21 protein-coding genes are annotated in these 25,841 nt (G+C 51.7%); 5 read left to right on the top strand and 16 right to left on the bottom strand.

The window, feature by feature from the left end; translation table 11 throughout:
- Positions 1 to 115 precede the first annotated feature (115 nt).
- The 4 genes from ASF12_RS36520 to ASF12_RS10850 all read right to left on the bottom strand — a co-directional run bounded on the left by ASF12_RS36520 (position 116) and on the right by ASF12_RS10850 (position 6,459).
- Positions 116 to 541, bottom strand: a complete 426-nt coding sequence (locus tag ASF12_RS36520) for a pentapeptide repeat-containing protein (RefSeq protein WP_442952524.1) — start codon at positions 539 to 541, stop codon at positions 116 to 118.
- 1,007 nt (positions 542 to 1,548) lie between these two features.
- A complete protein-coding gene (locus ASF12_RS10860; protein WP_056033897.1) occupies positions 1,549 to 3,126 on the bottom strand; it encodes a contractile injection system protein, VgrG/Pvc8 family in 1,578 nt (525 codons plus the stop codon).
- Between the two features lie 371 nt (positions 3,127 to 3,497).
- Positions 3,498 to 5,195 carry a glycerol-3-phosphate dehydrogenase/oxidase gene (locus ASF12_RS10855; protein WP_056033894.1) on the bottom strand — a complete coding sequence of 566 codons (1,698 nt, stop codon included), beginning with the start codon at positions 5,193 to 5,195 and terminating at the stop codon, positions 3,498 to 3,500.
- A gap of 256 nt (positions 5,196 to 5,451) precedes the next feature.
- The gene (locus tag ASF12_RS10850; protein ID WP_056033891.1) at positions 5,452 to 6,459 is read right to left on the bottom strand and encodes a LacI family DNA-binding transcriptional regulator; all 1,008 of its coding nucleotides are present in this window, start codon (positions 6,457 to 6,459) and stop codon (positions 5,452 to 5,454) included.
- Between the two features lie 369 nt (positions 6,460 to 6,828).
- Between ASF12_RS10850 and ASF12_RS10845 the strand changes: the two genes are divergently transcribed.
- Positions 6,829 to 7,239 (top strand): VOC family protein, encoded by a 411-nt coding sequence (locus ASF12_RS10845; RefSeq protein ID WP_056033888.1) that lies wholly within the window; start codon positions 6,829 to 6,831, stop codon positions 7,237 to 7,239.
- Positions 7,240 to 7,329: 90 nt separating this feature from the next.
- On the opposite strand, the gene ASF12_RS10840 is transcribed toward ASF12_RS10845, so the two are convergent.
- From ASF12_RS10840 to ASF12_RS10815, 6 genes are all read right to left on the bottom strand, one after another.
- Complete coding sequence (locus ASF12_RS10840; RefSeq protein ID WP_056033885.1) at positions 7,330 to 7,896, bottom strand: beta-class carbonic anhydrase; 567 nt, start codon at positions 7,894 to 7,896, stop codon at positions 7,330 to 7,332.
- A 210-nt stretch (positions 7,897 to 8,106) separates the two neighbouring features.
- Positions 8,107 to 9,159, bottom strand: coding sequence for a zinc-binding alcohol dehydrogenase family protein (locus tag ASF12_RS10835; protein WP_056033882.1), 1,053 nt, complete (start codon positions 9,157 to 9,159; stop codon positions 8,107 to 8,109).
- Positions 9,156 to 10,121, bottom strand: coding sequence for an aldo/keto reductase (locus ASF12_RS10830; protein ID WP_056033880.1), 966 nt, complete (start codon positions 10,119 to 10,121; stop codon positions 9,156 to 9,158). The genes ASF12_RS10835 and ASF12_RS10830 overlap by 4 nt, the downstream gene beginning before the upstream one ends.
- A 14-nt stretch (positions 10,122 to 10,135) precedes the next feature.
- The gene (locus ASF12_RS10825; protein WP_056033878.1) at positions 10,136 to 11,650 is read right to left on the bottom strand and encodes a UxaA family hydrolase; all 1,515 of its coding nucleotides are present in this window, start codon (positions 11,648 to 11,650) and stop codon (positions 10,136 to 10,138) included.
- Complete coding sequence (locus ASF12_RS10820; RefSeq protein WP_056033875.1) at positions 11,643 to 13,157, bottom strand: tagaturonate reductase; 1,515 nt, start codon at positions 13,155 to 13,157, stop codon at positions 11,643 to 11,645. Before ASF12_RS10820 ends, ASF12_RS10825 begins: the two co-directional genes overlap by 8 nt.
- Entirely contained in the window at positions 13,154 to 13,984 is an 831-nt protein-coding gene (locus ASF12_RS10815) for an amidohydrolase family protein (protein WP_056033872.1), read from the bottom strand. Before ASF12_RS10815 ends, ASF12_RS10820 begins: the two co-directional genes overlap by 4 nt.
- 355 nt (positions 13,985 to 14,339) lie before the next feature.
- On the opposite strand from ASF12_RS10815, the gene ASF12_RS10810 reads away from it, so the two are divergent.
- On the top strand, positions 14,340 to 15,221 hold the full coding sequence (locus tag ASF12_RS10810) for an AraC family transcriptional regulator (RefSeq protein WP_056033870.1): 882 nt from the start codon (positions 14,340 to 14,342) through the stop codon (positions 15,219 to 15,221).
- A 229-nt stretch (positions 15,222 to 15,450) separates the two neighbouring features.
- Complete coding sequence (locus tag ASF12_RS10805) at positions 15,451 to 16,806, top strand: dicarboxylate/amino acid:cation symporter (protein ID WP_056033867.1); 1,356 nt, start codon at positions 15,451 to 15,453, stop codon at positions 16,804 to 16,806.
- Positions 16,807 to 16,917: 111 nt separating this feature from the next.
- Here ASF12_RS10805 and ASF12_RS10800 read toward each other — a convergent pair whose 3' ends face one another.
- The 3 genes from ASF12_RS10800 to ASF12_RS10790 all read right to left on the bottom strand — a co-directional run bounded on the left by ASF12_RS10800 (position 16,918) and on the right by ASF12_RS10790 (position 18,603).
- Positions 16,918 to 17,367 (bottom strand): MarR family winged helix-turn-helix transcriptional regulator, encoded by a 450-nt coding sequence (locus ASF12_RS10800; RefSeq protein WP_056033864.1) that lies wholly within the window; start codon positions 17,365 to 17,367, stop codon positions 16,918 to 16,920.
- A 37-nt stretch (positions 17,368 to 17,404) separates the two neighbouring features.
- Positions 17,405 to 18,175: a pirin family protein gene (locus ASF12_RS10795; protein WP_056033861.1), complete on the bottom strand. Its 771-nt coding sequence runs from the start codon at positions 18,173 to 18,175 to the stop codon at positions 17,405 to 17,407.
- Positions 18,176 to 18,246: 71 nt separating this feature from the next.
- A complete protein-coding gene (locus ASF12_RS10790; protein WP_081418748.1) occupies positions 18,247 to 18,603 on the bottom strand; it encodes a DoxX family protein in 357 nt (118 codons plus the stop codon).
- A 1,144-nt stretch (positions 18,604 to 19,747) separates the two neighbouring features.
- Between ASF12_RS10790 and ASF12_RS10780 the strand changes: the two genes are divergently transcribed.
- On the top strand, positions 19,748 to 20,299 hold the full coding sequence (locus ASF12_RS10780; protein WP_327204913.1) for a hypothetical protein: 552 nt from the start codon (positions 19,748 to 19,750) through the stop codon (positions 20,297 to 20,299).
- Positions 20,300 to 20,422: 123 nt separating this feature from the next.
- On the opposite strand, the gene ASF12_RS10775 is transcribed toward ASF12_RS10780, so the two are convergent.
- Together ASF12_RS10775 and ASF12_RS10770 are read right to left on the bottom strand one after the other, a co-directional pair.
- A complete protein-coding gene (locus tag ASF12_RS10775; protein ID WP_162241890.1) occupies positions 20,423 to 22,006 on the bottom strand; it encodes an SMI1/KNR4 family protein in 1,584 nt (527 codons plus the stop codon).
- A 98-nt stretch (positions 22,007 to 22,104) separates the two neighbouring features.
- A complete protein-coding gene (locus tag ASF12_RS10770) occupies positions 22,105 to 23,220 on the bottom strand; it encodes a hypothetical protein (RefSeq protein WP_056033853.1) in 1,116 nt (371 codons plus the stop codon).
- Positions 23,221 to 23,414: 194 nt separating this feature from the next.
- On the opposite strand from ASF12_RS10770, the gene ASF12_RS10765 reads away from it, so the two are divergent.
- Complete coding sequence (locus tag ASF12_RS10765) at positions 23,415 to 24,314, top strand: YwqG family protein (RefSeq protein ID WP_056033850.1); 900 nt, start codon at positions 23,415 to 23,417, stop codon at positions 24,312 to 24,314.
- Between the two features lie 164 nt (positions 24,315 to 24,478).
- Here ASF12_RS10765 and ASF12_RS10760 read toward each other — a convergent pair whose 3' ends face one another.
- A complete protein-coding gene (locus tag ASF12_RS10760; protein WP_056033846.1) occupies positions 24,479 to 25,708 on the bottom strand; it encodes an aminotransferase-like domain-containing protein in 1,230 nt (409 codons plus the stop codon).
- Between the last annotated feature and the right edge of the window lie 133 nt (positions 25,709 to 25,841).

Genomic DNA, 25,841 nt, shown 5'->3' with positions numbered 1-25,841 from the left:
GGGAAAAGCCAGGTTCGCCCCGTTCGCCGGCAAGCGCCGATCATGCTCCAGCACGAAATATTCCATCCCTGCCTCCAGCTCATGCGAGTGCCATTCCCCTTCTTCTCCCCACTCTCTACGCATGCTCATGCACCGGCTCCTTTACCCAGCAAATCATTTGCCGCTGCTCCTCCGTCAGCTCCACCCGCAGCGCATCCCGCTCCAGCATCCGGCTGCCCGTTAAATCTGCTCCAGTGAAATCCACCTCAAGCAGCTCGGCTCCCGTAAAATCTGCCGCGATTTTCGCACCCCGAAAACTCGCATACGTCAGATCTGCCCCTTGGAACTGCACGCCGTTCATCCCGAACACCAGACCATGTGCTTCTGCCACATAGTCCCGATTGCCGAGGACGCCATCGAACCGCGCATAGGTCAGGTCGCAATGGCGAAAATCGGCATCATATAAGAGGCAATCTTGAAAATCCGCCTGATCGCACACACACCGCTCGAATCTTGTGCCCAGCATCCGGCTGTTCGCAAGCGTGCTGCCCGTCAGCGTCACCTCTTCAAATCTCGTATAATTCACATCGATTCCTTCGTACTCCCCNGAATCTTGTGCCCAGCATCCGGCTGTTCGCAAGCGTGCTGCCCGTCAGCGTCACCTCTTCAAATCTCGTATAATTCACATCGATTCCTTCGTACTCCCCTCGCATTAGGTTCACGCCCGCGATATGCTCATAGATATAGTCCTGATCCAGCTTGTTTTCCAGCCAGCCCTTGCACGTAATCGACGTCCGCTGACGCTCCTTCACGCAATAGACCGACTCGCTAACCTCTTGATCCCGGTATTCGCCTACGCGCACCTCAAATGAATCATCCTTCTCGATCTCCTGAAAAGAAGCCAGCTCCCGAATCGCATCCATCGCATACCGCGCTGCATGCACCATATACACATGAAACGGATACAGCTGCTCCTTCATCCAAACCTCAAACGAATGGCGCTCAATCCGGTTCATATACCGTTTACGCCGCTCCTCGCAGCCTTGATCCCAAGCCTCTGCGAAGCCATAAATCCACCCCGCCTCATAGCGAAAAGAAGTCAGCCCCACCTTGCCATCCGTCTCNGGAGATGCAGCAGCCAGCATGGCAGGCTGGGCCATATACCGTTTACGCCGCTCCTCGCAGCCTTGATCCCAAGCCTCTGCGAAGCCATAAATCCACCCCGCCTCATAGCGAAAAGAAGTCAGCCCCACCTTGCCATCCGTCTCCCTGTCGCTCGCTTCGAGCATATAGACCGGATGCCCTTCGCTCAGACTTGTCCGCAGCAAGGAGATGTGGATATAGGCGCATTTCTGCAAAAGCCCTTCCTGCTGACGAGCCAGCACCGCTTGGCAAAATCGGTCAAACAGCGCGGTGAACTCTGCCGCGATCAACGCTTTATTTTTCACATAATAATGATGCAACGCCCGAATTTGCGCATTGCGCTGCGGGATAACATCCTCTTCTAAAAAATGCTGCCACACTTCCATATCGTGCATCGCTTGTTCTCCTATCTATGGTGTTCATTCCCTACTGATTCATCAGCACTTCAATCCCTTTAATGACGACCTGGCCTTGGTCAATCGTAATTCCTCCGTTGCCATCCTTCGTGGACATTTCGATCTGGTTCGCCACCATCATGATCGATTCGCCAACCATCTCTATCTGCTTGCTCGCTTGCAGCATAATTTTATTTTCACAGTTCAAAATGATCGTGCCTGCGCTTGTCAGCGTAATCGTGGCACCTCCGGTCGCGCCCGTGATGGTGATTTTATCTTCCTCGAACGTGATCTTTTGCCCTGTTGGCGTCAGCAAAAACTTCGTATTCGGATTCGCCATCAAATCGTCCTTCAAATCCTTATCGTAATTAATGACCGGCTGCAGCTGCTCCTGCTGTACGACCGTCGTCGTTACATTTTGGCTTTTCCCGCCTGTTGATCCAGCCGATCCGGACGCCCCGCCACTTCCTGACCCAGACGAAACCGCCGCACTCATCGCTTCCTCCGGCACCTTCTTCCGCACCGAGCTAAGCGCAATCCCTTCGGCCTCCTTCGCATTCGGAAAATAAATCCGCACGCTGTCGCCTTTCTCCGGCATGCAGTACCAGCCTGTCTGATCATCCGACGCATACATCGTGGAATAAGGGAATGGGCTGGCAATGGCAAGTCTCCAGTTCTGATCGTAATCAAGCTGTACCTTCACCTCGTCGCGCACAACCTCCATCACTTTCCCCGAAATCGACGCGCCAATCAGCTTGGCATTATGCCGCTTGCGGCGATAAGCCGCGCTCTTCAAGCAAAGCGTATACCGATGGCTGAGCAGCCCCTGCTGCATTTCCGTGCGCACCTCAAATACATGAAGCTTATGCCCTTTGAACGTCACTTTATCGCCCAGCTCAAGCACCCGATTGTTCAGCACGATTTCGTAGCAAATATAGTCCTGCTCGCTAAGGCCGGACTTTTCCATTGACGCTTCTTGTTTATAAGCAACCAAGTCCTTGTACATCCGGTAGTGCGTCGCCTCTATCTTGCCAGCGTCCCGATTGTCTGGAATACCTATATACACGCGGATGCAATCCTCGGTCGTAACTGGAACAAGCACCGAATGATAGCGGGAAGCGAGACGCTTCAAAAACTGCCAGTCGGTTTCCTGATATTGCAGCGTATAGGCACCGAGCTTTTTATTTTCATCGAACGTATTGAACGTTTGTCCTTTGGGATAATAGCTGCTGATTTGCTGCATGAGATCAGGGAGGAGCATCGCTTGATTTTGAAAGGAGCGGGTTTGCGGCTTGAGATCCATCGCGTGTGTATGCGACACGGCTTCCGCCTCCAGCCAATAAACGTGGTTTTCTACGCGAACGTGGAGCTTCATGATCATGCCATGAAACAGCCGATGCTGCTTCCCGCTTTTTTCGGTATAAAGAAGCTCGATAGGGGTTTGATCATCCGCCATTCGAACATAATAATCCTCCTTTTCCTCCGGAATGATGCCCGTAAACGTCAATTTGGCGTGATCATGAACTTTCTTGACGAGCAGCACATGATGCAATCTCATGTCAAAAGGAAGTATTCGCAATTCTTCATAGCTAACGGAAAATAAGGCCATTATGTCATCTCCTTCAATCTGCCTAAGCTCCAGCTGTACCATAAAGTTATAGTACAGGGAATAATGTTACAGTCTAAATGATATATAACAGGACTAATTTACATACTTATACTATAATAATAAAATATATATCGACTTTTTAAGTTTGTTTATTAATAGAACAACCTTAATTTCAATAAAAAGGCATCAAAAAAATAAGCCCCCTTCATACACGAATGGTGTATAAAGGAAGCTTATTTAGTAGGCGGCAGCGGCTTGTGCATACATACTGGCTGTTGTCCGTTTTGCCGCTATATTGCTGTTATTGTGATGCTCATTCACTTTAATTTTGCTACTACTACAGCTACTGCTACTGCTACATCTGCTAGTTCCTATTCCTGCTCCACTGGCGTCACTGCATAATGCAGCTCCTGCTCCAGCTCGGCAGCATAAGCTGCGCTCGTCTCTTCCGACCAGCCGAACAGCGCGGCCATCTCGGCATGCACCGCTTCCTTCCACTGCAGAACGCGAGCGCGGTCAAACAGCAGATTGCCTGTACGGCGAATCCAGAAATCCGCCGGTTTTGTCGTCAGCTCATATTCCAGAGCGTACATCAGCTCAATGCGCAGGCTGAGCGGAAGCTCTTGGCCGCTAGCTGTTGCCTGGCCTTTGTATTGCGGGATAAGGCCAATGACTCGGTCCACATTGGTGCCAAAATGGCGGGCAAGCCGCTCAGCCTCTGCACGAGACAGCCCCGCACGAACGCCTTCCTCCGTTTTCTTGGCAACGAAGGCTGGGAAATGGGAGGAGCCGCCGAAGTCGCCGCCCGACAAAGGCAGATTTTTCGTGCCGCTTGGGCGAATGCCGCTGCGCCCTTCCGCTGTAAGCTGCGTGCTTACCGTGTTCACGACGCTTTCCGCCATTTTGCGATAGCCCGTCAGCTTGCCGCCTGCAATCGAGATCAGCCCAGACCCCGCGACGAATACCTCATCCTTACGCGATATTTCCGAAGGGTCTTTGCCTTCTTGGTGAATGAGCGGACGGAGGCCAGCCCAGCTCGATTCCACGTCGGAGGCTTTCAGCTTGATCGAAGGGAACATGAAATTCGCCGCCTGCAAAATATAGTCCAGATCCTGCTTCGTCATGCGCGGATGCGCCTTATCTGCCTTATAGTTCGTATCGGTCGTGCCGATATACGTTTTGCCGTCACGCGGAATCGCGAACACCATACGTCCGTCTGGCGTATCGAAATAGACCGCTTGGTGCAGCGGGAAGCGCGATTGGTCAAATACCAAATGCACCCCTTTAGTCAAATGAACCGTTTTGCCCTGCTTCGAGCCATCCTGCTCGCGCAGTGTATCGACCCATGGACCTGTCGCATTGACAACCTTAACGGCACGCACCTTGCTCTCGGCTCCAGACAGCAGATCGCGCACATTAGCGCCAACAACTCTGCCATCCTCATAAATGAACGATTCCACCTTCACATAAGGGATCGCCAGAGCGCCCATATCTACAGCCTTCTTCATCACTTCAATCGTCAGACGCGCATCATCGGTGCGGTATTCCACATAATAGCCGCCGCCCTTCATGCCTTCGCGCTTCAGCAGCGGCTCTCTGCTCATCGTCTCGTCTACGCTGAACATTTTCCGGCGCTCGCCGCGTTTAACGCCAGCCAGAAAATCATACACGCGCAGGCCGAGCGAGGTCGAGAATTTGCCGAAGGTGCCGCCTGTGTAAAAAGGCAGCAGCATCCACTCGGGCGTCGTCACATGCGGCCCGTTCTCATATACAATCGCACGCTCTTTGCCAACTTCCGCTACAACGCCGATTTCCAGCTGCTTCAAATAACGCAGACCGCCGTGAACAAGCTTCGTTGAACGGCTCGATGTCCCTGCCGCAAAATCCTGCATATCTACAAGCGCTGTCTTGATACCGCGCGTCTGGGCATCAAGCGCAATGCCTGCTCCCGTAATGCCGCCGCCGATAACGAGCAAATCGAAGGTTTCCTCGCCTAGACTGCGATAAAGCTGTTCCCTATTTAATGCGCTAAAAGCACCTTGTTTTGCCGATCCTGTCTGTCTGCTCATCGTCTATTCCACCTTTTCAGCTAGTCCTTATGCAATATCCTGAAAAAAAAGAAAACGAAAAAACCGCAAACACCTTAAGCTGCGCAATATCTAGCGCAATGCAAAAGGTTTCTGCGGTGTCTCCGTTTCTCCGACCGAATATTAACTTATGCCCACATTATATCATAACGGGGCCTGCTCGTAAACAGGCTGAAGAGGGGTAACCGCAAGGGAAGCCAAACCATTCATGCAGCGATGAGCCTTTTTCACCCTGTTATTATACGTCCGAGCAGCTGCTCCTAATCGTCAAAGCCGTCGGAATCACGACCTTTTTCGGAATCGATCGCTTCGTGGTCAAGCGTTCCGCGAGCAGCTCCACCGCTGTCTCGCCCATATATTCCATATGCACCTTGACCGTCGTCAGCGGCGGCTGGACAAATTCCGAGATCGGAATATCATTGAAGCCGACGAGCGACACCGCGCCCGGCACCTCAATTCCCGCCTCATGCAGGGCCCGCAAAACGCCTACGGCCATGGAATCATTTTCGATAAAAAAGGCTGTCGGCAGCTCCCCACTCTCAATCGCACGGGACATCTGCACATAACCATCCTCGGCAAACAAATTTTCACCAGTGAAAATAAATTGGGGATGAAAAATATCTTTGTTTTTCAAATAGTCCCGCAGCGTCACTTCGCGTTCATCGCGTACCCGCTTATTATTAACGATATTATGCCCGCCAATGTATCCGATTCGCTGATGGCCCAAATGGACAAGATAATCCAGCAACTCGGTCACCGATTTGCGCAAATCAATAATGACCGAGTCAAAGCGCTGATCATCCGGCGAAGAGTCAACGAATACGATTTTGTCCATAGAAGCGGGGAACATGTCGAGATCTTCCTTCTCAAAACGTCCAATCGCAATCATGCCGTCCAATTCGCCGACCCATTCGCTATAATATGAGCGCTCCTGCCGGAACAGCTTGACGACTTCCATCTGACGCTGAAAGCATTCCCGCTCCACGCCGAGCCGCACCGCCATATAATAAGGATCAAGCATCTCTTCCTGATCGGAATACCAGTTCACGATGCCGATTCGTGTCATTTCTTTCGCTGCTGTGCCATTGCGCTCGCGCAGCGTTTTATAATTCAGCTCCTGCGCAATTTCAAAAATCCGCTTGCGTGTATCGTCTCCAACCGACAGCGAAGGGTCATAATTCAACACCCGCGATACCGTTGCGATTGAGACGCTCGCCAGCTGTGCAATATCTTTAATGGTTGCCACTTCATCATACCCTTTCCTGCCCCAAGATCCAGTGAATGTACATCCGCTGCACCATCAGGCTTTACCGCCACCTAACTAACAGGGATTTATTACAATACTAGCATATGGACACAGGTCATGTCCGCGAAAAAACTTGATTTGCACCATCTGCTCCTCGGGCCAATCCTCAGTAAATTAGTCTGCCCCGACCAACCTAATAAGCTCCTCCTTACGGAAATTCAGCTCAGGCGGCTTATTCCTTGACGGAGCTTCCGAGTTCCTTGAATGAAATATTCTCATAACAATCAAAAATAAAGATATTTCCGAAACATAGGCTATACTAAATAAGGTACAAGTCTATACATTTCATAATGGGAAGGAAGCTGAACAATGGCGAAGCTCACTGCTTATTTTTTCTCTGAGGATGCTAAGGCACAGGCTGATTTTTATATTCAGGCGCTTGGAGGGGAAATCATCTCCATTATGAAATTCGGGGATTTGCCGAATACGCAAGAGGATGCAAAGGATAGAATCCTTCATCTTGAGATGAAGGCCGCTGGTGTTCATTTCATGTTATGCGATGCTGTGTACCAGAAGCTGACCCATGGAAGTGCCATTAATCTAAGCTTGGAATTCGAAGGCGAAGCGGAAGCTCATGAGGCTTTCAGTAAGCTGTCAGAGGGCGGAACGGTGAAAAAAGAGCTGAGTCCGGAATTTTGGGGTTCGCTGTTCGGACAGCTGGAAGACAAATTCGGCATTCCGTGGATGATTACGACGGCTGCGAAGACGAGTCAAGCTTAACTCCACGTACACATAACTTAAGCATACAAGAACAAGCCCCTCTCGCTTCATGCGAAAGGGGCTTGCTTACATGCTATTTTTTCGAATAAATTATTCCTTCTTATATCCTTCATCCACCAGATCAAGGCGTCCTGTCTCCGGATCAATAACGAAGCCGTGCACAGGAATATGCGCAGGCATCAGCGGATGGTTGCGAATAATGCCGATGCTGTCCATGACGCCTTCCTCTACCTTATCGAACCCCTTCAAGAAACGGTCCATCTTAATGCCGGAGCTCTCAAGCGTCTCGATAACGACTTCGGAAATGCCGTTTTCCTTGAATTTATTGACCATGCCCTGCGTATCCAAATTGTTCATGCCACAGCCGTGATGCCCAATAACGAGCACTTCTTCTACACCCAGCTCATAGACAGCGACCAAAATACTGCGCATCGCACTACCAAACGGCTGAGTCAAAATCGCGCCGGCGTTTTTAATGATTTTGGCGTCGCCATTGCGCAAATTCAGCGCTTGCGGCAGCAGCTCAACAAGACGAGTATCCATACACGTCAAAATCGCCAGCTTTTTCGCTGGGAACTTGTCGGTCAGAAACTGTTCATAACGTTTTTCCTCAACAAATTTCTCATTATATGACAATAAATCATTTACAATACTCATCCTTCATTTCCCCCTCTGCTATTGCCAGACAACCCTTTATCCCATAGATAAAAGCCTGTCTCTATATAAAAAAAGAAGAGCCGCAGCTCTCCCTTCATTATCATTCCTGCACAGCCGATGCCATCTACGTAAGCTTAGCTCACACAGGATCAGAAAAGCTAAACTTACTTTAGCATAAGTCGTACATGATGAGCAATAGCAACAATCAGGTTATAGTTCGACTACCGCTTTAATGACCTTCGACTCCGGCTTCAGCCACTCGTCGAATACATCAAGCATGCCTTCAAAGGACGAGCGATGCGTAATTAATCGGTCTACGTTAACGCTGCCGCTGGATACCGCTTCAATGACGATATCGAAATCCTCACGCGTTGCATTGCGGCTTCCCATTAGCGTCAGCTCGCGTTTGTGAAACTCGGGATCATGAAAGGCAATATCCGCCTTCACGAGTCCAACATAGACCAGCTTGCCGCCATGCGCTGTCAGGGCGAAGGCATCCGTCATCGAACGGGCATTGCCCGTTGCGTCAAATACGACGGTTGGAAATTCTCCCGCTGTCAGCTCAGCGATCCGCTCTTTCGGCTGCTGCAAGGCATGAACCGTTTCATCAACACCAGCCCAATCCTTGCAAAAAGCAAGCCGCTCCTCATTAATATCCATCGCAATAACACGCGCTCCCCGGTGCTTGGCAAACGCCATGACGCCAAGCCCGATCGGCCCTGCTCCGATGACGAGCACGGTCTCGCCCGCTTCCAGCTCCGCACGGCGCACAGCATGGGCGCCGATGCTAAGCGGCTCCAGCATCGCCGTCGCGTCCAGCGTCAAGCCATCCGTCTTAATCAGATGGGTGGCGGGAACCGCAATAAGCTCGCGCATGCCGCCATCCCTATGAACGCCCAGCACCTGCATGGCGGTGCAGCAATTTGTTTTGCCGCGTCTGCATGCGATGCAAGTACCGCAGTGCATATATGGAATGACACTGACTTGATCGCCTGGCACAAGCCCGGCTACATTTTCGCCAACCTCTTCTACAATAGCCGCCAGCTCATGTCCGAGAACACGAGGGTATTGAAAGAAAGGCTGATTGCCTTTGTAGGCATGCATATCTGTCCCGCAAATGCCGATGCGGCGAATGCGAATAATAGCATCCTCCGGGCCAGCTGCGAATGGACCTTCACCGCTGCCGCTGCCGCCGCCAAAAGCAGGCTGCTCCTGCTCCGTCAGCTTGAGGCTGTCTGGCTGCTCGCATACAATGGCTTTCATGATGTCGTGCTCCTTTGCCCGCCGATGCCGATCTTCTCATTATATTCCGGCAAGCCGCTGAGCCAGCTTTCATTGGCAACGGGCGCCAGCAATTCAAGCACTTCCTTAAGCAGCCGCTCGTCCATAGGCTCATCTATCCATGCCGCGTTGCGGCGGATATTTTCTGGATTCGCTGTACTGACCAGCGTCGTCGGAATTTGCTCATTCGCTACTGCAAACTGCATCGCCAGCTTCGCAATATCGATTCCTTGCGCTGCACAATGCTCGGCAGCACGCAGACAGGCGGCCTTCAACTCGGCGCTCGCTGGATGCCAATCAGGCGTGCCTCTCGTGCCAAGCAAACCCATCGACAACGGTGACGCGCTGACCAAGCCGACATTGTGCTGCTCAATGAGCGGCAGCAGGCCGAGCAGCGACGTATCATTTAATGAATAATGGCAATAGGATAAAATGACATCGACTTCCGTATGCGGCAGCCATTTCTCGAATAGCTGCAGCGGCAAGCCGGAAATGCCATAATGGCGGATTTTACCCTGCTCCTTGAGCTTTTGCAGCGCTGGAATGCCCTGTGCTGCATGCTCAGGCGTAACAAACTCAATATCGTGAAGGAACATAAAATCAACGTAGTCCGTATTGAGCCGCTGCAAGCTTTCTTCAAGAGAGCTAATAATCCGGCTTTCGGAAAAATCGAAGCTGTCCACGCCGTATCGGCCTGCTTTAGTTGAGAGCAGAAACTTGTCTCGGGGCAGCTCCTTAATCGCCTTGCCGAGCACCGTCTCCGCCTTCGTTAGTCCGTAATACGGCGAAACGTCGATATAGTTGATGCCCGCATCCAAAGCGCTGTGAACGGTACGAATCGCTTCTTCCTCATTCGTCTCCCGGAATACTGAACCGAGGGAAGATGCGCCGAAGCTGAGTACTGATACATCCAGTCCGGTTTTGCCTAATTTGCGATATTTCATCGTTTTCCCTCCGATTACAAAATAACGCCGTCTTTGAAAATCGCAATTTCCTTAAAGCCGTTGCGTTCATTATTTGTCTTCGCTTCGCCTGAAGCGAGCGCCAGCAGCTGATCCCACAGCTCATCGGTCAGCTCATTCATCGTCTTGCCTTCGAGCAACTGTCCTGCGTTGAAATCGATCCAGTTCTTTTTGCGTCCCGCCAGCTCGCTGTTCGTCGCGATCTTCACTGTCGGAACCGGGCCGCCAAACGGCGTTCCCCGACCTGTCGTAAACAGCACGATATGCGCGCCACCCGCAGACAAAGCCGTTACCGATACGAGATCATTGCCCGGCGCTTCAAGCAAATTCAAGCCTGTATGCGAAATCCGCTCGCCATAAGGCACAACGTCCTTGACCAGCGCGTGACCGCCCTTTTGCGTACAGCCAAGCGACTTTTCTTCCAGCGTACTGATGCCGCCAGCCTTGTTGCCCGGCGAAGGGTTTTCATAAATTTCCTGATCATGACGGATAAAATATTGCTTAAAGTCGTTAATCAAATGCACGATTTTCCCAAAAACCTGCTCATTGTCTGCGCGATTCATCAATATCGTTTCCGCACCGAACATTTCCGGCACCTCGGTCAAAATCGCTGTGCCGCCCGCCTCAATTAGGCGATCCGAAACTGTTCCGACAAGCGGATTGGCGGTAATGCCGGACAAGCCGTCCGAGCCGCCGCATTTAAGTCCCAGCTTGAGCTTCGCAACCGGTACCGGCTCCCGCTTGAAGCGTTCTGCGAATTCGACGAGAGCGTCGATTTCCTCAAGCGCAGCCTCCAGCTCGTCTTCAACCTCCTGCGACTTAATAAACTTGACGCGCTCCGGATTGTAGTCGCCAATCGCCTGCTTAAACAGGTCGATCTGGTTATTTTCACAGCCGAGTCCCATAACGAGCACGCCTGCCGCATTCGGATGATTCACAAGCGAAGCAAGCAGCTTCTGTGTATGCTGTAGATCATCGCCAAGCTGCGAGCAGCCAAACGGATGGGCAAAATGATAAACGCCATCGACGCGGCCCGCATACATCGCATCAGCGCGCCGCGCTACGATTTCACAGGTTTTGTTAATACAGCCGACCGTATTAATAATCCAAATCTCATTGCGAATGCCGACCTCACCGCCATCCCGCACATAGCCTTTAAACGTCTGGTTCGCACGATTCGCCGAGCTCGCAGCTGGCGCTGCCGATTCCTCGCGGCCCTTTGCCGGATCATACGAATATTCCAAAAATCCTTTCAGCCCTGTTCCAATGTTATGCGTATGCACCCAGCTGCCTGCTGAAATATCCGACTTGGCGATGCCGATGGAATAGCCAAACTTGAGTACATGCGCGTCCTGTGGAATTGGAGTAGAGGCGATTTTATGCCCTTTCGGCACGTCTTCGAGCAGTTCCAGCTCCCTGCCATTTTCAAGTGTCAGCTTATCCCCTTGGGAAAGCGGCGTAAGCGCAATAATGACCTGATCCTTCTCATTAAGCCGAACCCAGTTATTCATGTGCACCACGCTCCAGTTCCTCTAATTGTGAAGCTACCGCTTCCACCAAGCCTGGCACTGCCTGCAAGTCGCGTCCCCATAGCTCGCTTAGCGCCAGCAGCCGCTCTGCTTGCGCTTGTGCCGAGCCCGCCGCTGCTGCTGAGCCTTGACCAGCGTCTTCCAAAGCCCACGCCGCTGCGAGCGCCGCTAATGCTCCGGCATCGTCGCGTACCGTGTAGACGGTGCCGAGCAAATCCGTACCTGTATATGAGCCTGCTCCATCGCTCTCTACTTTATAGTAGCGCAGCAATCCGGCAAAAGCGCGCACCAGCCGTACAGGCACTGGCTGGCCGCGATCTGCATAATCCAGCAGCGATGGCAGCAGCCTGACCTTGAACTTGCTGATGCTGTTCATTGCAATATCGGCAAGCCGGTGGCGAATGAACGGATTGAGAAACCGCTCATACACCGCAGCAGCATAATCTTTAAGCTCGCCCTCGGGCAGCGGCAGCGCAGGAATGATCTCTTGTTCGACTGCATCACGAACGTAAGGGCCAAACTCCGTATGCTCCATCACCTCGCGCACCTGCTCCAGCCCATGAACGAGCGCAAGCGGCGTCATCAGCGTGTGGGCGCCATTCAGTATCCGCACCTTCCGCAGCTGAAACGGCTTCAAATCCTCTACAAAATGCACGTTCAGCCCTGCCCGGCGCAGCGGCAGCTGCTCATCCAGCTCCGGCTCCGCTTCAATCGCCCAAAAATGGTACGGCTCCGCTGTCGTCAGCATCGGGTCCTCATAGCCCCACTCCGCAAACCATTGCTGCGCCTGCTGCTCATCAGGATAGCCCGTCACGATCCGGTCTACAAGCGAGTTCAAGAAGCGATTGTCCTGCTCCACCCATTCCTTGAACGCCTGCGGAAAGCCCCAATCCTCGCTATAGCGCAGGACGCAAGCTTTCAGCTCGTCGCCATTGCGTTCCAGCAGCTCGCAAGGCAGGCAGATCAAGCCGCTGCCCGCAGCGCCTTCGAATGCGAGAAAACGGCGATACAGCAAATAAGCAAGCTTGCCCGGGTAAGACTGAATCGGCTGGCCTTCCTGCAGCGGCTCCGGCCTGTAGGCAAGTCCAGCTTCTGTCGTGTTGGAAACGACGAAACGCAAATCCTTGCTTTCCGCAAGCTGCACCAGCGCTTCCCACTCCGAATACGGATCAAATGCTTTCGCAAATACGGTGACGACTTCCTTGCGCTCAACAGCCGCGCCATTTTCCAATCCGCGAATGACCAGCGTATAAAGGCCATCCTGCTTGGCCAAAGCGTCAATTTTCGGCTTGCCGCCTGGACGCGGCTGCGTCACCGCGACTCCACCGCCGAACAGCCCCTGCTTATGGCATTCCTGCAGCATCCAATCGGCAAAGCCGCGCAAAAAGTTGCCTTCGCCGATTTGCAGCACCGTTATTTTCCCTGCTTGAACCGCCTCGTACCGTTCGCGGTCTTCCTGTCCCAGAAGCGTCTTATTTAACTGGCTCATAGTTTATAAAACTCCTTTGCATTTAGTCCGAACAGCTTGCTTCGCTCCGCATCTCCCCAAGAGGCTGGCAGCGCCTGCTCCAGCACATCCACAACTTCATCATAGCCCGCCGCCAGCAGGCACACCGGCCAATCACTGCCGAACATGACCCGGTCCGGGCCAAAAACCTCCAGCACATGGCGAATATACGCGATAAAATGCTCCGGCCGCCAGCTGTCGTGGCTTGCCTCTGTGACCATTCCTGACAGCTTGCAATACAGCTTTGGATAACGCGCCAGCTCTGTAAGCTGGCTGCGCCAAGGATCAAGCTCGCCCGCCGCAATACGCGGCTTCGCCAAATGATCGATAACACCGCGCAAATTCGGCACCTGCTTCATAAGCTGAACGAGCGAATCAAGCTGATGCGAGGTGAGGAGCAGGTCAATAGGCGTATCCCGCTGCTCATACTCCTTCAGCGCCTCAACGAACGTCTGCTGCAAAATCACACCCGCATCCTGCAGCTCTTGAATCATCACGCGGAACCCCACGAACCGCTGATGACGTTCAAATTGTTCGAAATGGCTTAGATGCTCGGGATCGAACAGGTCGAGATAACCGACAACTCCCGCAATCGACTCCGTGCGATCGCTCAGCGCGAGTAAATAATCGGTCTCAGCCAGCGTTGGAGCGGCTTGCACTGCGATCGTATGGCTAATGCCATGCCGATTCAGGCTTGCCTGCAAATGCTCAGGTCCAAAATCGCGGTAAAGCACAGGTACCTCTGGTGTAATCCAGCCGTAATCGCCCCGCTCAATTGCCCAATAATGCTGATGCGCATCAATCCTCATCGTTGCTGCCCCCTATAAAACGATATTTTCACACAAGGTGAAACGGTTTTCGCCGTCCTTTGGCGGCGCAGCGCATTTCAGTCCGAGAAATATAGAGAAAGGATAGCAAAATCATATACTTTCCTATATTTTAAAATGAACATAAAATTGTTAACGTTTTCATAGCAGCAGCTGCTCTAAATCAGAAACCTGCGCCCGCTGCTATCTATCCCTTTGATCTCATTATAAATGCCAATAATGATATTAAAAATAACGTATTCCTGCATATTTGTACTGTATTTTGATTTTTGCTATGCTGGACTATAGAAACATTGCGCGCTTAGCCCATGCTGGCGCAAGGAGGAGTCGTTCGCTTATGAAGCCGTTTCGCAAGCCGTTCGAGGTTGGCAGCTCATTTCCTTTCGATTTCGTCTACCGTGACCGCAAGCATTGGCAGACGGAGCTGCCCGATCATCTGCATGACTGGTATGAGCTTGTCTATATTTATGAGGGCAAAGGCACTTTTTTTATTGACCAAACCTTTTACGATATGAAGCCTGGCGATTTATTCATTATTCCGGGCAATACGATACATCGCTCGTTTCCCGACAAGGAGGAGCCGGTGACGTCGACGGCGATTTTTTTCAGCACCTTATTCGTCCAGACGGCGTCGTTCGGAGATACCTTCTCGTATTTGCGCTGCTTCGACCATGCCAAAAAGCATAAACGCTACAAATTTGAGCCGACAATGCAGGAGCAGCTTAAGCTGGTGCAGCTCATTGATGAGCTTGAGCTGGAGCAGCGCGAGCAGCAGCCCGGCTATCGGCAGGCGATATTGCTGCAGTTGGAGCATATTTTGCTGCTGATGAACCGCCGGATAATTGCGAGCAGCCGCGAATATGCCAAGGCGGATGGCCCGCTGATTGGCCCGTTATGGATGCGGAACATTCTCCACTATATTGATGAGCATCCCGATGCCCCGCTCGGCTTGTCCGTATTGGCGCAAATGGCGGCGGTCACTCCAGCCCATTTTTCCCGCGTATTTAAGCAGCTCACCGGAATGAATGTCACCGACTATGTGACGGCGAAGCGCATTATTCGCGCCAAGGAGCTGCTGCTGGCAAGCGACGAGAACATTCGGCTCATTGCCGACGCCTGCGGCTTCGAGAGCCTGCCCCATTTTCACCGCATGTTCAAAAAAGTAACCGGGCAAACGCCTGCGGCCTATAAAAAAGCAACGCCAGCAGACCAAGCGTAAACGGCTTTGCCGTCCTCTGGCGGCAAAGCTGCCGTTTCGCGTAGAAATCTAAGCATAATAAGAATTTGAGGAGGGGAGCCGCAAGTAAGCGGTTTCCCTCTTTTTTGCCAAATTTATAATTGACAGAAGCGAAAGACGAGTGCTATATTACATTTCGTACTATAATACTTAGTAAACAGGTAGGAATTATATAACATTCTTACTCGTCATAGCTGAAAGGATGTTGAAGATGGAAAACAATTTAGTAGCCGCTTTTCAGAACAACTGGATATCGCTGCTCGTATCGGCAATCATTCTCGCCGCGCTTTATTATCTCGCGAAGAAACGCATAGGCTTCGGCACGAGGGTGCTGCTGGCGCTTGGCCTTGGACTTGTCGCCGGCATTATTTTCAATAAATTCGAGCTGCAATTTGAAGGGGTTGGCACAATCGGCTCCATCTATATCAGCTTAATTCGCATGATTGTTATTCCGCTCGTCTTCGTGCTCGTCGTGAACAGCATTATTTCCATCACCAATATCGCTTTCCTGAAAAAGATCGGTATCAAGACCGTGTCATGGTTTCTCGCCACCACAGGTGTCGCCGCTATTATCGGCCTGCTCGTTGCCGTAGCGCTGAACCCGGCAGGCACTTTTGAAGCGACTTCGCCGGAAGGCTTTGAGGCTAGGGAGGTGCCGAGCTTCTTCCAGGTTATTTTGGACCAGGTGCCTTCCAATCCGATTAATGAAGCGGCAACCGGCAAGGTGCTTCCGGTGCTGATCTTCGCCATCTTCATCGCCATTGCCATCGTCAAGGTTGGCGCGAAGAAGCCCGATGCCGTCCAGCCTGTCAAAGCGCTGTTCGCCTCGCTCACCGAGGTGCTGCATCAGGTCGTCAAATTCGTGCTTCGCTTCACGCCATACGGCGTTTATGCGCTAATTGCCGTGATGGCCGCCAAATATGGCCTTGAAACCTTAAAACCGCTCGGCATGCTTATTATCGTCACCTACATTGCCCTCATTTTGCATTTCGTGCTCGTATTTGGCGGATTGATCTCCTTCGTTGCCAAGCTGAATCCGCTGCGGTTTTTCAAGAAGGCGTATCCGACCATTGCAGTCGCGTTTACGACACGCAGCAGCTACGCAACTTTGCCAATCAATTTGGAGGTCATTACGAAGCGCCTCGGCGTATCGCCTAAAGTTGCCAGCTTCGTCGCTCCGCTTGGCGCCACGATGAATTTCAACGGCTGCGGCGGCGTATGGCCTGCCGTAGTTGCCGTATTCGTATCGCATATTTACAGCATTCCACTCGGCGTTACCGAGTATATTCTGATCGTGCTCGTCAGCGTCATTTCGTCGATCGGTGTTGCTGGCGTTCCGGGCCCTGCCTCCATCTCGACAACTGTCGTGCTCACTGCCGTTGGCCTGCCGCTGGAAGGACTGGCACTTGTCGTCGCTGTCGAATCGCTTATTGATATGGGCCGCACAGCTGTCAATGCAACGGGAACGACGGTCACTTCCGTGCTCGTCGCTCAAGCCGAAGGCGAGCTGGATCGCGATGTGTTTAACAGCAACGATAATGATGAGCTTGAACTAAGCCCCGCTTAATATGCCTATGAAAAATAGCCCCGCTAGATCACGAAGCTTGCCTTCATGATTTAGCGGGGCTATTGGCCTTTTTCGGTACTAGACGGAATTAGCTCTGCCGTTATACAAGCATCAGCTTAGCTGTTCTGCGCCAAGCCCGATTTTTTTGAGCAGCTGGATCAGCAGCTCTTTCTCCGAGTCATCAATGAATGACATGCTGCGTGAAATCATTTCCGCATGCTTAGGAAAAATTTCATTAAACAGCTGCGTGCCCGATTCGGTAAGCGCGGCATTGGAAGCTCTGCGATCGGTCGGGCTAGGATGCCGCTTGACGTATCCTTTTTTCTCCAGCTTGTCTACGACATAAGTAATGCTTCCGGTTGGAATGGAGAAGGTTTCGCCAATTTTCGTAATTGGCTGTGGCCCCTTGCTGTATAATAGCTCAAGAATAATGAATTGCTCCGGCTCAATGCCGTGGCTTGCGATGTCTTTTTTGACATTTCCGAATACGGCCATAGAAGCTTTGCTCCATACACGGAACAGCCTCAAGTCCAGCCCGGTGCGCTCATCTGCTTGATACATCTATACCCAACCTCCTTTCCCGTCTAAAATAAACCCGTTACCACGGTTTGTTGTACAGCGGGTAATCTACCTCTGCCGGAACGTCAATGATGCTGAAGCGCAGGCGTTCCTGACCTGGATTGCTTATGCGTATTTCTCCGCCATCCTCTGACTGTACCACTATAAAATCTTTATTTGCAAATGAAATCTCCTGCTCGCTTGCAATCGTGCCTTCGCCTCTGATGACCAATACGCCCGCAATGCGGCTGCGTCCTAGGAAATAGCTGTACGTATGCTGCGCCCCGGCTTCCAATTCTACATCGACCATTGCTGCATCAGCTACGAGCTTAATGGGGGATTGCCCGCCCAAAATCGTTTTCACCGATACCCCATTCTCGGAGGTTCGCTGAAATTGCTCATGCGTATATTTATTATATATCGGCTCCCGTTTCACCGCCTTGCTTAAATGCGGCTCCAGCCAAATTTGGAACAGCTCTGCCGGGCCGTCCGAGCCTTCTGCATGCCACATCCCGGAGCCAGTCTGCATCACTTGAACGCCGCCTTCGCCCACGTCGCTGTGCGTACCGAGAGAATCCCGATGGGAGCTCTTGCCTCTCAGCACATAGGTTAAAATTTCAAAGCCCTTATGCGGATGCTCGCCAATTTGGCCCGCTTCCTCGATATGTCCCCATGCCCAATAAAACAAAGGGCCGAGCCGGTTGAAAATAGAGCCTTCGCCAGAAAAGCCGATTGGCTTCTGCTCTTTTATTTTGCCACCGTCAAACTCGCCTATGCCCTGCTCATCTGGACTTACAATCCGTATTTTCATTTGAATGCATCTCCTTTGATTGAGGATGAAAATATTATAGCTTTAACGAATCGGTTACGTTCGTTGCCTTATTAGCCCGCCAATGCGCTCCAGTTGAGCAGCAATACGATCAGGCCAAGCACCAGCAATACGAGCGGCATGCCCATTTTCGACCCAGGGTCTTTAACTTTAAGGTGAGTAGCAATGGCACCCGCCATAATAACTACGATAAGCAAGCTGCCCCAAGCAGCCAGACCGCTGTACCAAATACCCGCCACAACAAGAGCCGCCGCCGCAATTTCAGCCACGCCTGTGAACAGCCGAACGCCGGAAGGCAAGCCGTAACGCTTGAACTCATCGACCATTTGCTTCGAGCCCAGCTTCATAAAACCAAACATAAGAAAACCCAGACCCAACAAAACTTGAATCACAATAGATACAATACTCATTTTAATTCCCCCACTAGTCGTTTTTTTATTCTTAAATTATTTAATCTAATATTAGAATATAATTACTCTAACATTAGAGTAATTGACTGTCAAGAGACTTTTAGAAAGAGAATTGGTATTGCATATTAGGGCTTGTATGCAAACTTAAACAAGCAAGAGCCGATTCAGAGCGGATCTGCATTAGATCTGCATTAGATCCGGATTAGATGCAGATTAGATCCAGAGCGGATTTTGCTTGAAGCCAGCGTCAAACGTATTCCCGCTACTACTGCGAATGATATCCATCATGAATGTGAACCTACGTACGAAGGTCAGCCTCATGCTCCTCGGTTCAGCGGTTTGCTCCCTGCATAAAAAAGACTTGGTGGACGCAGCAGCGCCTATAGCGCCTATTTCAACTGAATCACAGATTATGGCATAGGCGGCGGACTCAGGGGCCACCATTTCAACAAATTCACAGATTATGGCATATGTCGCGGACTCAGAAGCCGCTATTTTAACAGAGACACGGATTCAGGCATAGGTTGCGGACTCAGGAGACGCTAATGCGCTGCAAATAGCTATTTTGACAGGATAATGAGAGCAATAACGGATCTCCTGTCCGCGTACGGTCTGAAATCAGATTAAAAGCCAAAATAGCGGAAACTCAGTCCGCCAAAAGAAGGAGGGAACGTTCCAGACTGCGACGTCTCGGCAACAGCGCTCCCAGTAACAATGGACTTAGTAACACTGGTCTTAGTAATACGGTCTTAGTAACAGTGGGCTCAGTAATAGCGGGCTCAGTAACAACGGTCTCAGTAACAGTGATCTCAGTAATAGCGGGCTCAGTAACAACGGGCTCAGTAACAGCGGGCTCAGTAACAACGGGCTCAGTGACAGTGATCTCAGTAATAGCGGGTTCAGTAACAACGATCTCAGTAACAGAAGGCTCTGCGACCATGGTCTCTGCAACAATCGAATGCGGCGGTTCCCCAACCTTGAATCAGTCAGACGAGATTTGCCTTGAATACACGCTAGACAAAGAGCAACAAGAGTAGCTGACCAACTTCTTTTTTTTTGCATTTCCTTGAACGAATTCCTTCCATAAATTTGATATATTAATGCTAAAGCCAGCTAATTAAATTAGAAATAGGCGAGGTGAAGCATGATGACGATGAAAATGAAGCTGTATCATTATTACGATGAATCTACAGGCCCATTTCGCAATCTATCCGCTCTAGAACCGCAGGAGGCCGAAAAGGTTCTTCAACAAATTCGATCTCAGAAAAGAGGATTTGCAAGTAGTCGCTCCACGGATTATCTAGACATTCGGCGTATGCTTGAAGAGAGGGCAAGAGATTTATTCATTGTTAAGGGAGGCAAGCCTTTGCAAAAATATCCTCACTATATGACTCTTGGAGAGTGCCCTTGGCTGCTGGATTGGTATCCACAAGGCAAAGCTATCCCATTTTCCATATATGACTTTGAACCTGACATTCTTAGCTTTACTTATGGCGATTTATTTCCTGCAATGCGATACAACGACGGGAAGCCCTATCGCGGTCAAGTGTATACGATCAGTGAGATTGCCGATATTATAACAAGCTACGGTCTGCCCCAAGCATGGAATGCCCATGGAGACAAAGGCCCGGAAAGATATATAGAAGTGCAAGTATGGGATGATACCTTAATCAAGCCGTTTTATCCCCAGAATTAAACAGCGGCTGCCGCCAAAAATCTCACCTGGCTGCAACCGCGTTCTATGATTACATTATGCTTAAGTCCACTATCTCCATTATCCTTGTCCGCGGTAGGGCAGCCTTGTGCCCGTTGTGGTACTCTATGCCCTATTATATGCCAGCCAAATTTCCTCTTCTTCGTCCGTCATGCTGCCGATCATTTTGCTCATATCTACCTTTTGCGCAAAAAGATCCTTCAGCACATTAAATTGTGCAAAGCTGCCAGCGAATTGCTGCAGCGAGGCCGATTTCGCCACCGCTTCCAATTGGCCAAGCTGCTCGCAGCCGTTCAACTCAAGTTCCTTCAAGCTGCTACACTCGGCTACAGCCGACATATCTGCAACCGATGTATGCTCCAGCTGCAAGCTTTCCAGCTTGGAAAGCGCGGCTGCGAATGTGAGATCATCAAGCTCCAGCTGCTTCAGCTCTAGCGACTTCAGCTTTTTCAGCTTGCTGAGCAGACCGATTTGCTGCTTGGCCGCTTCATCCGCGAAGCCTTGTATCGAAAGCTCCTGCAGCTGCTCCAATTCACAGATCGCGCGCAGTTGCTCCCCGTTGATGTTTGAGACGGCGAGACGGCGCAAGCTTTTGGACTGGGCAAGGGGTGAAAAATCGACAATCGGCACATTTTCAGCCGCCAGCTTTTTAAGCTTTGGCAGCTTAGCCAGTGGGGCAATATCCACAACACCAGTTCCCGTCAAATACAGCTCCTGCAAATAAGCAAGCTCCGACAGCGCGCTCACATCCATAATCGGATTGCCGCCAATGTACAGCACCTTAAGCTGCGTACAGCCGCTGAGCGGTGCAGCATCGCTAATTTCATTGGCGCTTAGCACCAGCTCCCGCACTTCACTGCAATAAGCGAAGGGTTCCGCGTCAGTCAGCCCCTCCTTAATAAAATAAAGCTGCTTCGCCTTCAAAAAAGCAGCGACCGAGCCGGACTTTTCCCTAATGCGCGCCAGCCAGTCGGCACTAAGCGATTGCTCCAGCTGCTCTGCCAAATTGGCTCCCACTGCTCTAACCTCTTCAAGTCCACCATGGCCAGCTTCTAGAGCTGAACGCCCTAGTGGCAGCGGCAAAGCACGCACGGCGTCATGGAAATGTCCATCCCCTTCCCGACCATAGTTCCAGAATACCCACTCCTCATCCCGATTGATGCTGAACTGCCCTTCCTTGACCGTATCGCGAACAAATTTCAGCAGCTCGCCGAGCGTTAAAGCAATGACATATTTCGTCTCCTCATCCCGGCCAAAATTAATGATCTGGCCCGTTACGCCGCTCGGCGCAGGCGCCATATCTACACCGAGATGATTGCCTCCGCCATCCTCGCTGATCGGCAGCCAGCCGCGATTTATGTATCGTTCCTCTATCCAGCCAAGGGGAACGGAATAATGGCCGCTTTCCTCGCCAAAGTCCGCCTCCAAATCCGCCCACACCTGCCACTCTGACGCAAGCTCCTCCAAGGACAGAAACCTTAGCCCCATGAACAGGCCCGGCCCCTCACTCTGCTCGCCGTTATGCAGCAAATACAAGCTCCGCAGGTCGTCCGGAAAAGAAAGGCCCAGCTGCGACTCCACTTGGGCAATTTCCGCTTCCGTTGCAGGCCCGTTCAACGATGCCGCCAGTTCCGGCAGCTCCTCCTTGAGCAGCTCCTTGATTTCCTCCATATATGTGATGATGCTCATCGCTTCTCCATCCTTCCGCTTGTCCATTTCAGCGATCTACTGCTGGGCTTCTTGCCCTTTCCCTTCCCACTCACTTGCCCTCTCCCTTGCCCCAGCTCCTACAGCTCCAATTGCGCGATAAACAATTGCTGGGCTTTGGCAGCACCATTCATCATCGGATAAATAATGACCCGGTATGCCTGATCGCTGATGCGGCAAATATCGTTTAACACGAGCGATTCGCTGGCTGGAATAGGCAGCAGCTCGCCTGTCAGCTGATTCGTGTAGCCGCGTTCTCCGCTATGCGTAAAAATCGCGCGCAGCTCCGTATTTTGCACAATTGCCCACCCGTTGCCCTCTTCAAAAGTAAAGCGGATGATATCCATCCCGTCCGCAAGGCGCACAGGCTCCCAGACGCTGTAAAACGGGCTTGGCAGCTCATGCAGTGCATGCGTCTCCCGCCGCCCATCCGGCGCAACAACACCGAGATTCAGAGCATTTCCTATCGTAAAAATAACCCGCATGTCCCGTTCGCTTCCCAGCTCCAGCACTTCCAGCATATCCGCCTCAAAACCGCTCAAGCGGCGTTCATCCATCACTTTCCCTTGGCTGTCTAGCGTACGGTGCAGCAGTTCTTCCTCCTGATGAAGAACAGCGAGCAGATGAAGCTTGCCCTCCGGATCAAGGGAGATTTTATTGTTTTTGGGCATCGGCAGCTTGATAACCTTGCATGACTGGATGCGGCCATTCGCAAATTCCAGCCGCAGCAGGCGGTCCGGCTTTTTATCGCTGAACCAATCCTCATCGTGGAACCAGGCTGATTTCTCTGCCGAAGCGGCATATTTCCCTGGAAAAGGACGGCTCCCTATAGGAGCGGCATGGTCGCTGCGTCCGTACAGCGGCAGCGCTATATCAAGCTCCTTGCCATGTGTAGTGCCAAGCGATACCCAAACCGCGCCATCCGGGCTATGGAACAGCTCAGGCAAAACGCCCTCCTGCTCATGCTGCGTATCAATAAGACTGCCGCTCTCATCCAGATGGATATAGACGACATCGTAAAGACCGCTTTGATTGTCATGATAGGCATAAGCCGCAATCACTGTACCGCCCCTCGGAGCAGCAATGGCTCCTTTTGGAGAGATGCCGCCCGGATGATTCAATAGGGTCACTTGACCAATCGTATCCGTTAACGTCTCGACATTCCAAGCTTTACTCCAGCTTTTCAATTCTTCCATCTGTCTATCAGCCCCTTATTTCTATCGTACTTTGATTTAGGTAGAACATCACATAGGGAAATATACCCTTTTATCGGCAAACTCTATCTTTCTCGCCAGTCCAATGTGGTAAGCTTTCCTCGCAGCGGGGTAATGGTTCAATACGACTTGGTTTATGACGACTTACTCAATCCCAGAATGGAGGATTTATGCTTATGTCCAATCACCTTAACGAACATCTGTCACAAGCGTTGGAACAATTGCTGAATGAGCATCAACTGTCTCCCGCTGCCGAAAAATTGCTCCCGCAAGCCCGCAGCACAGTGAAGCTGTCTGCAATAGAGCCTGATTTTTATGAAAAGGTCGGCAATTCGCGCGTCGGCGGCTACCCAGACCTTCCGCAAGCGATGGAATGGCCGACGGAATCGTCTGGCAAGCTGATGACGCCGCTCGCCCAGCTGAATATGGCAGATATAGCGCCTGCATGCAGACAGGGCTGGCTGCCTGAAGCTGGCATGCTGTATTTCTTTATCGGCATGGACGAAGGGGCTGCGAACGTCGAGCATCGCATTATTTTTGTCGAATACCCGCAGCAGCTTGCTCTACGCCATCCCGAGACGGCAACGATTCTTGAGGATATTTATGAAACGTCGTTTCATCCTTACAAAGCCGCAGCCTTTTCAGCGGTCGAGCTGCCGAACATGCCTTATGTGGATTATGAGGTCATTGATTTTGAGGAGGGCTCGATCAACCGCTATTTTGAGCTTGCCGCCGAAATGCAGGGGGATCGCAAAACCAATTGGGGAACGATGTTCGGCTATCCGGCCGGGCAGCATCACGATGCTGAGGAGGAAGCGGCACTGTTCATTTTGGCGGATAAGACGACCGAAAATGACAGCGAGAAGGCGATGAAGCATTTGATGGACAGGCTCCGTGGAAGCCGGGAGCGGGCCGAAGCGGAAATCGCGGATATGATTATGCTGCTGGAAATAGACAGCAACGAACTAGTCGGCTACCAGTGGCAGAATGCTGGCGTCATTCATTTCTTCATTCGAAAAGAGGACCTGCTGGCTCGCAATTTCAGCCGCACCTACTGCTCGCTGTATTCCAGCTAACCTTCACATCAATAGGAGTACATGGAATATTTAAAAAGCGCGAAGCTTCGCCTCGCAGATTTCCTGCTGACGGCGAGGCTTCGCGCTTTATGTCGGGAATCGAACAAGGTGGATCTCAAGAGGATACGGATCGCCAGTTAGGCCCCGGCCAGTTAAGCTCGGATCTAGGCTTGCAGCTCGGGAACAGCTTGCTGCGCCGCTGGGCCTTGCAATGCTTCATAATAAGCCTCTGCCAAAGCCTTAATGCCGCGTTCGATCTGCTCCGTGTTGCAGAAGCTAAAGCACAGCCGCAAATGGCGTGAGCCCTGCCCATCCGCGAAAAAAGCATTGCCCGCTACAAAGCTGACGCCCTTCGCAAGCGCTGCTGGCGCAAACTGCCGCACATCCACCTGCTCGTCAAACGTCACCCAGACGAAAAATCCGCCATCCGGCGCCTGCACCGAAATATGCTTCGCAAACTCCCTCCTGAGAGCTTGAATCATCGTATCGCGCTGCGCTCTATAGCGCTCGGTAAGTTTTGCTACCTGCTCATCAAATCCATAATGCTGCAGCAATTCGCCAACGACCTCTTGGGTAAAAGGATTAAGCTGGCTTCCCAGCGACAGCGTCGCCATATGCGTAATGACCTCCGGTGCGGCAATTGCCCAGCCGAGGCGCAGTCCAGGGCCCAACGTCTTCGAAAATGTGCTGACATAGATGACCTGCTCCGGCGCAAACGAATAGATCGCAGGAAGCGTCTTCCCGCTAATGTTCAGCTCGGCATAAGCATCATCCTCCAAAACGAGGAAATTGTAGGCCACCGCCAGCTCCGCAATTTTCCGCCTGCGCTCCAGCGACAGGCTCACACCCGTCGGATTATGATAGTTCGGCATGCAGTACAGCAGCTTCGGTATCGGCTCATTGCTTTCAGCTGCCTGCTTCAAGGCTGCTTCCAGCAGCTCGACCTGAAGACCCTCCTCATCGACGGGGATCGACTTGATGACGGCACCCGCTGCGCGGAACGCCTGCAAGCCATTAAAGAAGGTCGGCCCTTCTACCCAAGCCTCATCCCCCGGGTTTAGCAAAATTCGCGCGGTCAGGTCAATGCCTTGAATGGCGCCAAAGGTCGGAATAAAATTTTCCGCCCCAGCATGAATGCCGAACTTGCGGGAACGTGCCAGCACCCAATCCCTGACGCGGGCTGGCCCCTTCGCTCCCGAATAATGGAGCGCATCCGCCCGGTCCCATTTAAGAGCTTCCGCCGCTGCTGCATGCAGCTCCTCAACCGGCAGCAAGTCCGTTGCCGGAAAGCCGTAGGACAAATGAACATGCTGCGGGTCTGTCACCTTCGTTCCGCCAATGGATCGTGCGGGCAAGTTGCGGGCAAAACGATACGCTGCTGCTTGATCTCCCATCTGAAAAAGCCTCCTCTAATATCCGATTATTCCGATTATTTTATATGAATTTAACTTATCACTCCATATATGCAGCGGTCAACGGCACGGATAATAGAGATTTTCTATTCCATCATTGAAATTTCAAGGATTG

This window comes from Paenibacillus sp. Leaf72, assembly GCF_001422685.1.
Taxonomy (GTDB): domain Bacteria; phylum Bacillota; class Bacilli; order Paenibacillales; family Paenibacillaceae; genus Pristimantibacillus.
The sequence above is the reverse complement of the archived record's forward strand: the minus strand, read 5'-3'. Positions and strand labels throughout refer to the sequence as shown.

What these genes read in the sequence shown, in the direction of transcription:
- ASF12_RS10860 (WP_056033897.1), bottom strand. Translation starts at nt 3,126, where the DNA reads ATGGCCTTATTTTCCGTTAGCTATGAAGAATTGCGAATACTTCCTTTT.
- ASF12_RS10855 (WP_056033894.1), bottom strand. Translation starts at nt 5,195, where the DNA reads ATGAGCAGACAGACAGGATCGGCAAAACAAGGTGCTTTTAGCGCATTA.
- ASF12_RS10845 (WP_056033888.1), top strand. Translation starts at nt 6,829, where the DNA reads ATGGCGAAGCTCACTGCTTATTTTTTCTCTGAGGATGCTAAGGCACAG.
- ASF12_RS10840 (WP_056033885.1), bottom strand. Translation starts at nt 7,896, where the DNA reads ATGAGTATTGTAAATGATTTATTGTCATATAATGAGAAATTTGTTGAG.
- ASF12_RS10835 (WP_056033882.1), bottom strand. Translation starts at nt 9,159, where the DNA reads ATGAAAGCCATTGTATGCGAGCAGCCAGACAGCCTCAAGCTGACGGAG.
- ASF12_RS10830 (WP_056033880.1), bottom strand. Translation starts at nt 10,121, where the DNA reads ATGAAATATCGCAAATTAGGCAAAACCGGACTGGATGTATCAGTACTC.
- ASF12_RS10825 (WP_056033878.1), bottom strand. Translation starts at nt 11,650, where the DNA reads ATGAATAACTGGGTTCGGCTTAATGAGAAGGATCAGGTCATTATTGCG.
- ASF12_RS10820 (WP_056033875.1), bottom strand. Translation starts at nt 13,157, where the DNA reads ATGAGCCAGTTAAATAAGACGCTTCTGGGACAGGAAGACCGCGAACGG.
- ASF12_RS10815 (WP_056033872.1), bottom strand. Translation starts at nt 13,984, where the DNA reads ATGAGGATTGATGCGCATCAGCATTATTGGGCAATTGAGCGGGGCGAT.
- ASF12_RS10810 (WP_056033870.1), top strand. Translation starts at nt 14,340, where the DNA reads ATGAAGCCGTTTCGCAAGCCGTTCGAGGTTGGCAGCTCATTTCCTTTC.
- ASF12_RS10805 (WP_056033867.1), top strand. Translation starts at nt 15,451, where the DNA reads ATGGAAAACAATTTAGTAGCCGCTTTTCAGAACAACTGGATATCGCTG.
- ASF12_RS10800 (WP_056033864.1), bottom strand. Translation starts at nt 17,367, where the DNA reads ATGTATCAAGCAGATGAGCGCACCGGGCTGGACTTGAGGCTGTTCCGT.
- ASF12_RS10795 (WP_056033861.1), bottom strand. Translation starts at nt 18,175, where the DNA reads ATGAAAATACGGATTGTAAGTCCAGATGAGCAGGGCATAGGCGAGTTT.
- ASF12_RS10790 (WP_081418748.1), bottom strand. Translation starts at nt 18,603, where the DNA reads ATGAGTATTGTATCTATTGTGATTCAAGTTTTGTTGGGTCTGGGTTTT.
- ASF12_RS10780 (WP_327204913.1), top strand. Translation starts at nt 19,748, where the DNA reads ATGATGACGATGAAAATGAAGCTGTATCATTATTACGATGAATCTACA.
- ASF12_RS10775 (WP_162241890.1), bottom strand. Translation starts at nt 22,006, where the DNA reads ATGAGCATCATCACATATATGGAGGAAATCAAGGAGCTGCTCAAGGAG.
- ASF12_RS10770 (WP_056033853.1), bottom strand. Translation starts at nt 23,220, where the DNA reads ATGGAAGAATTGAAAAGCTGGAGTAAAGCTTGGAATGTCGAGACGTTA.
- ASF12_RS10765 (WP_056033850.1), top strand. Translation starts at nt 23,415, where the DNA reads ATGTCCAATCACCTTAACGAACATCTGTCACAAGCGTTGGAACAATTG.
- ASF12_RS10760 (WP_056033846.1), bottom strand. Translation starts at nt 25,708, where the DNA reads ATGGGAGATCAAGCAGCAGCGTATCGTTTTGCCCGCAACTTGCCCGCA.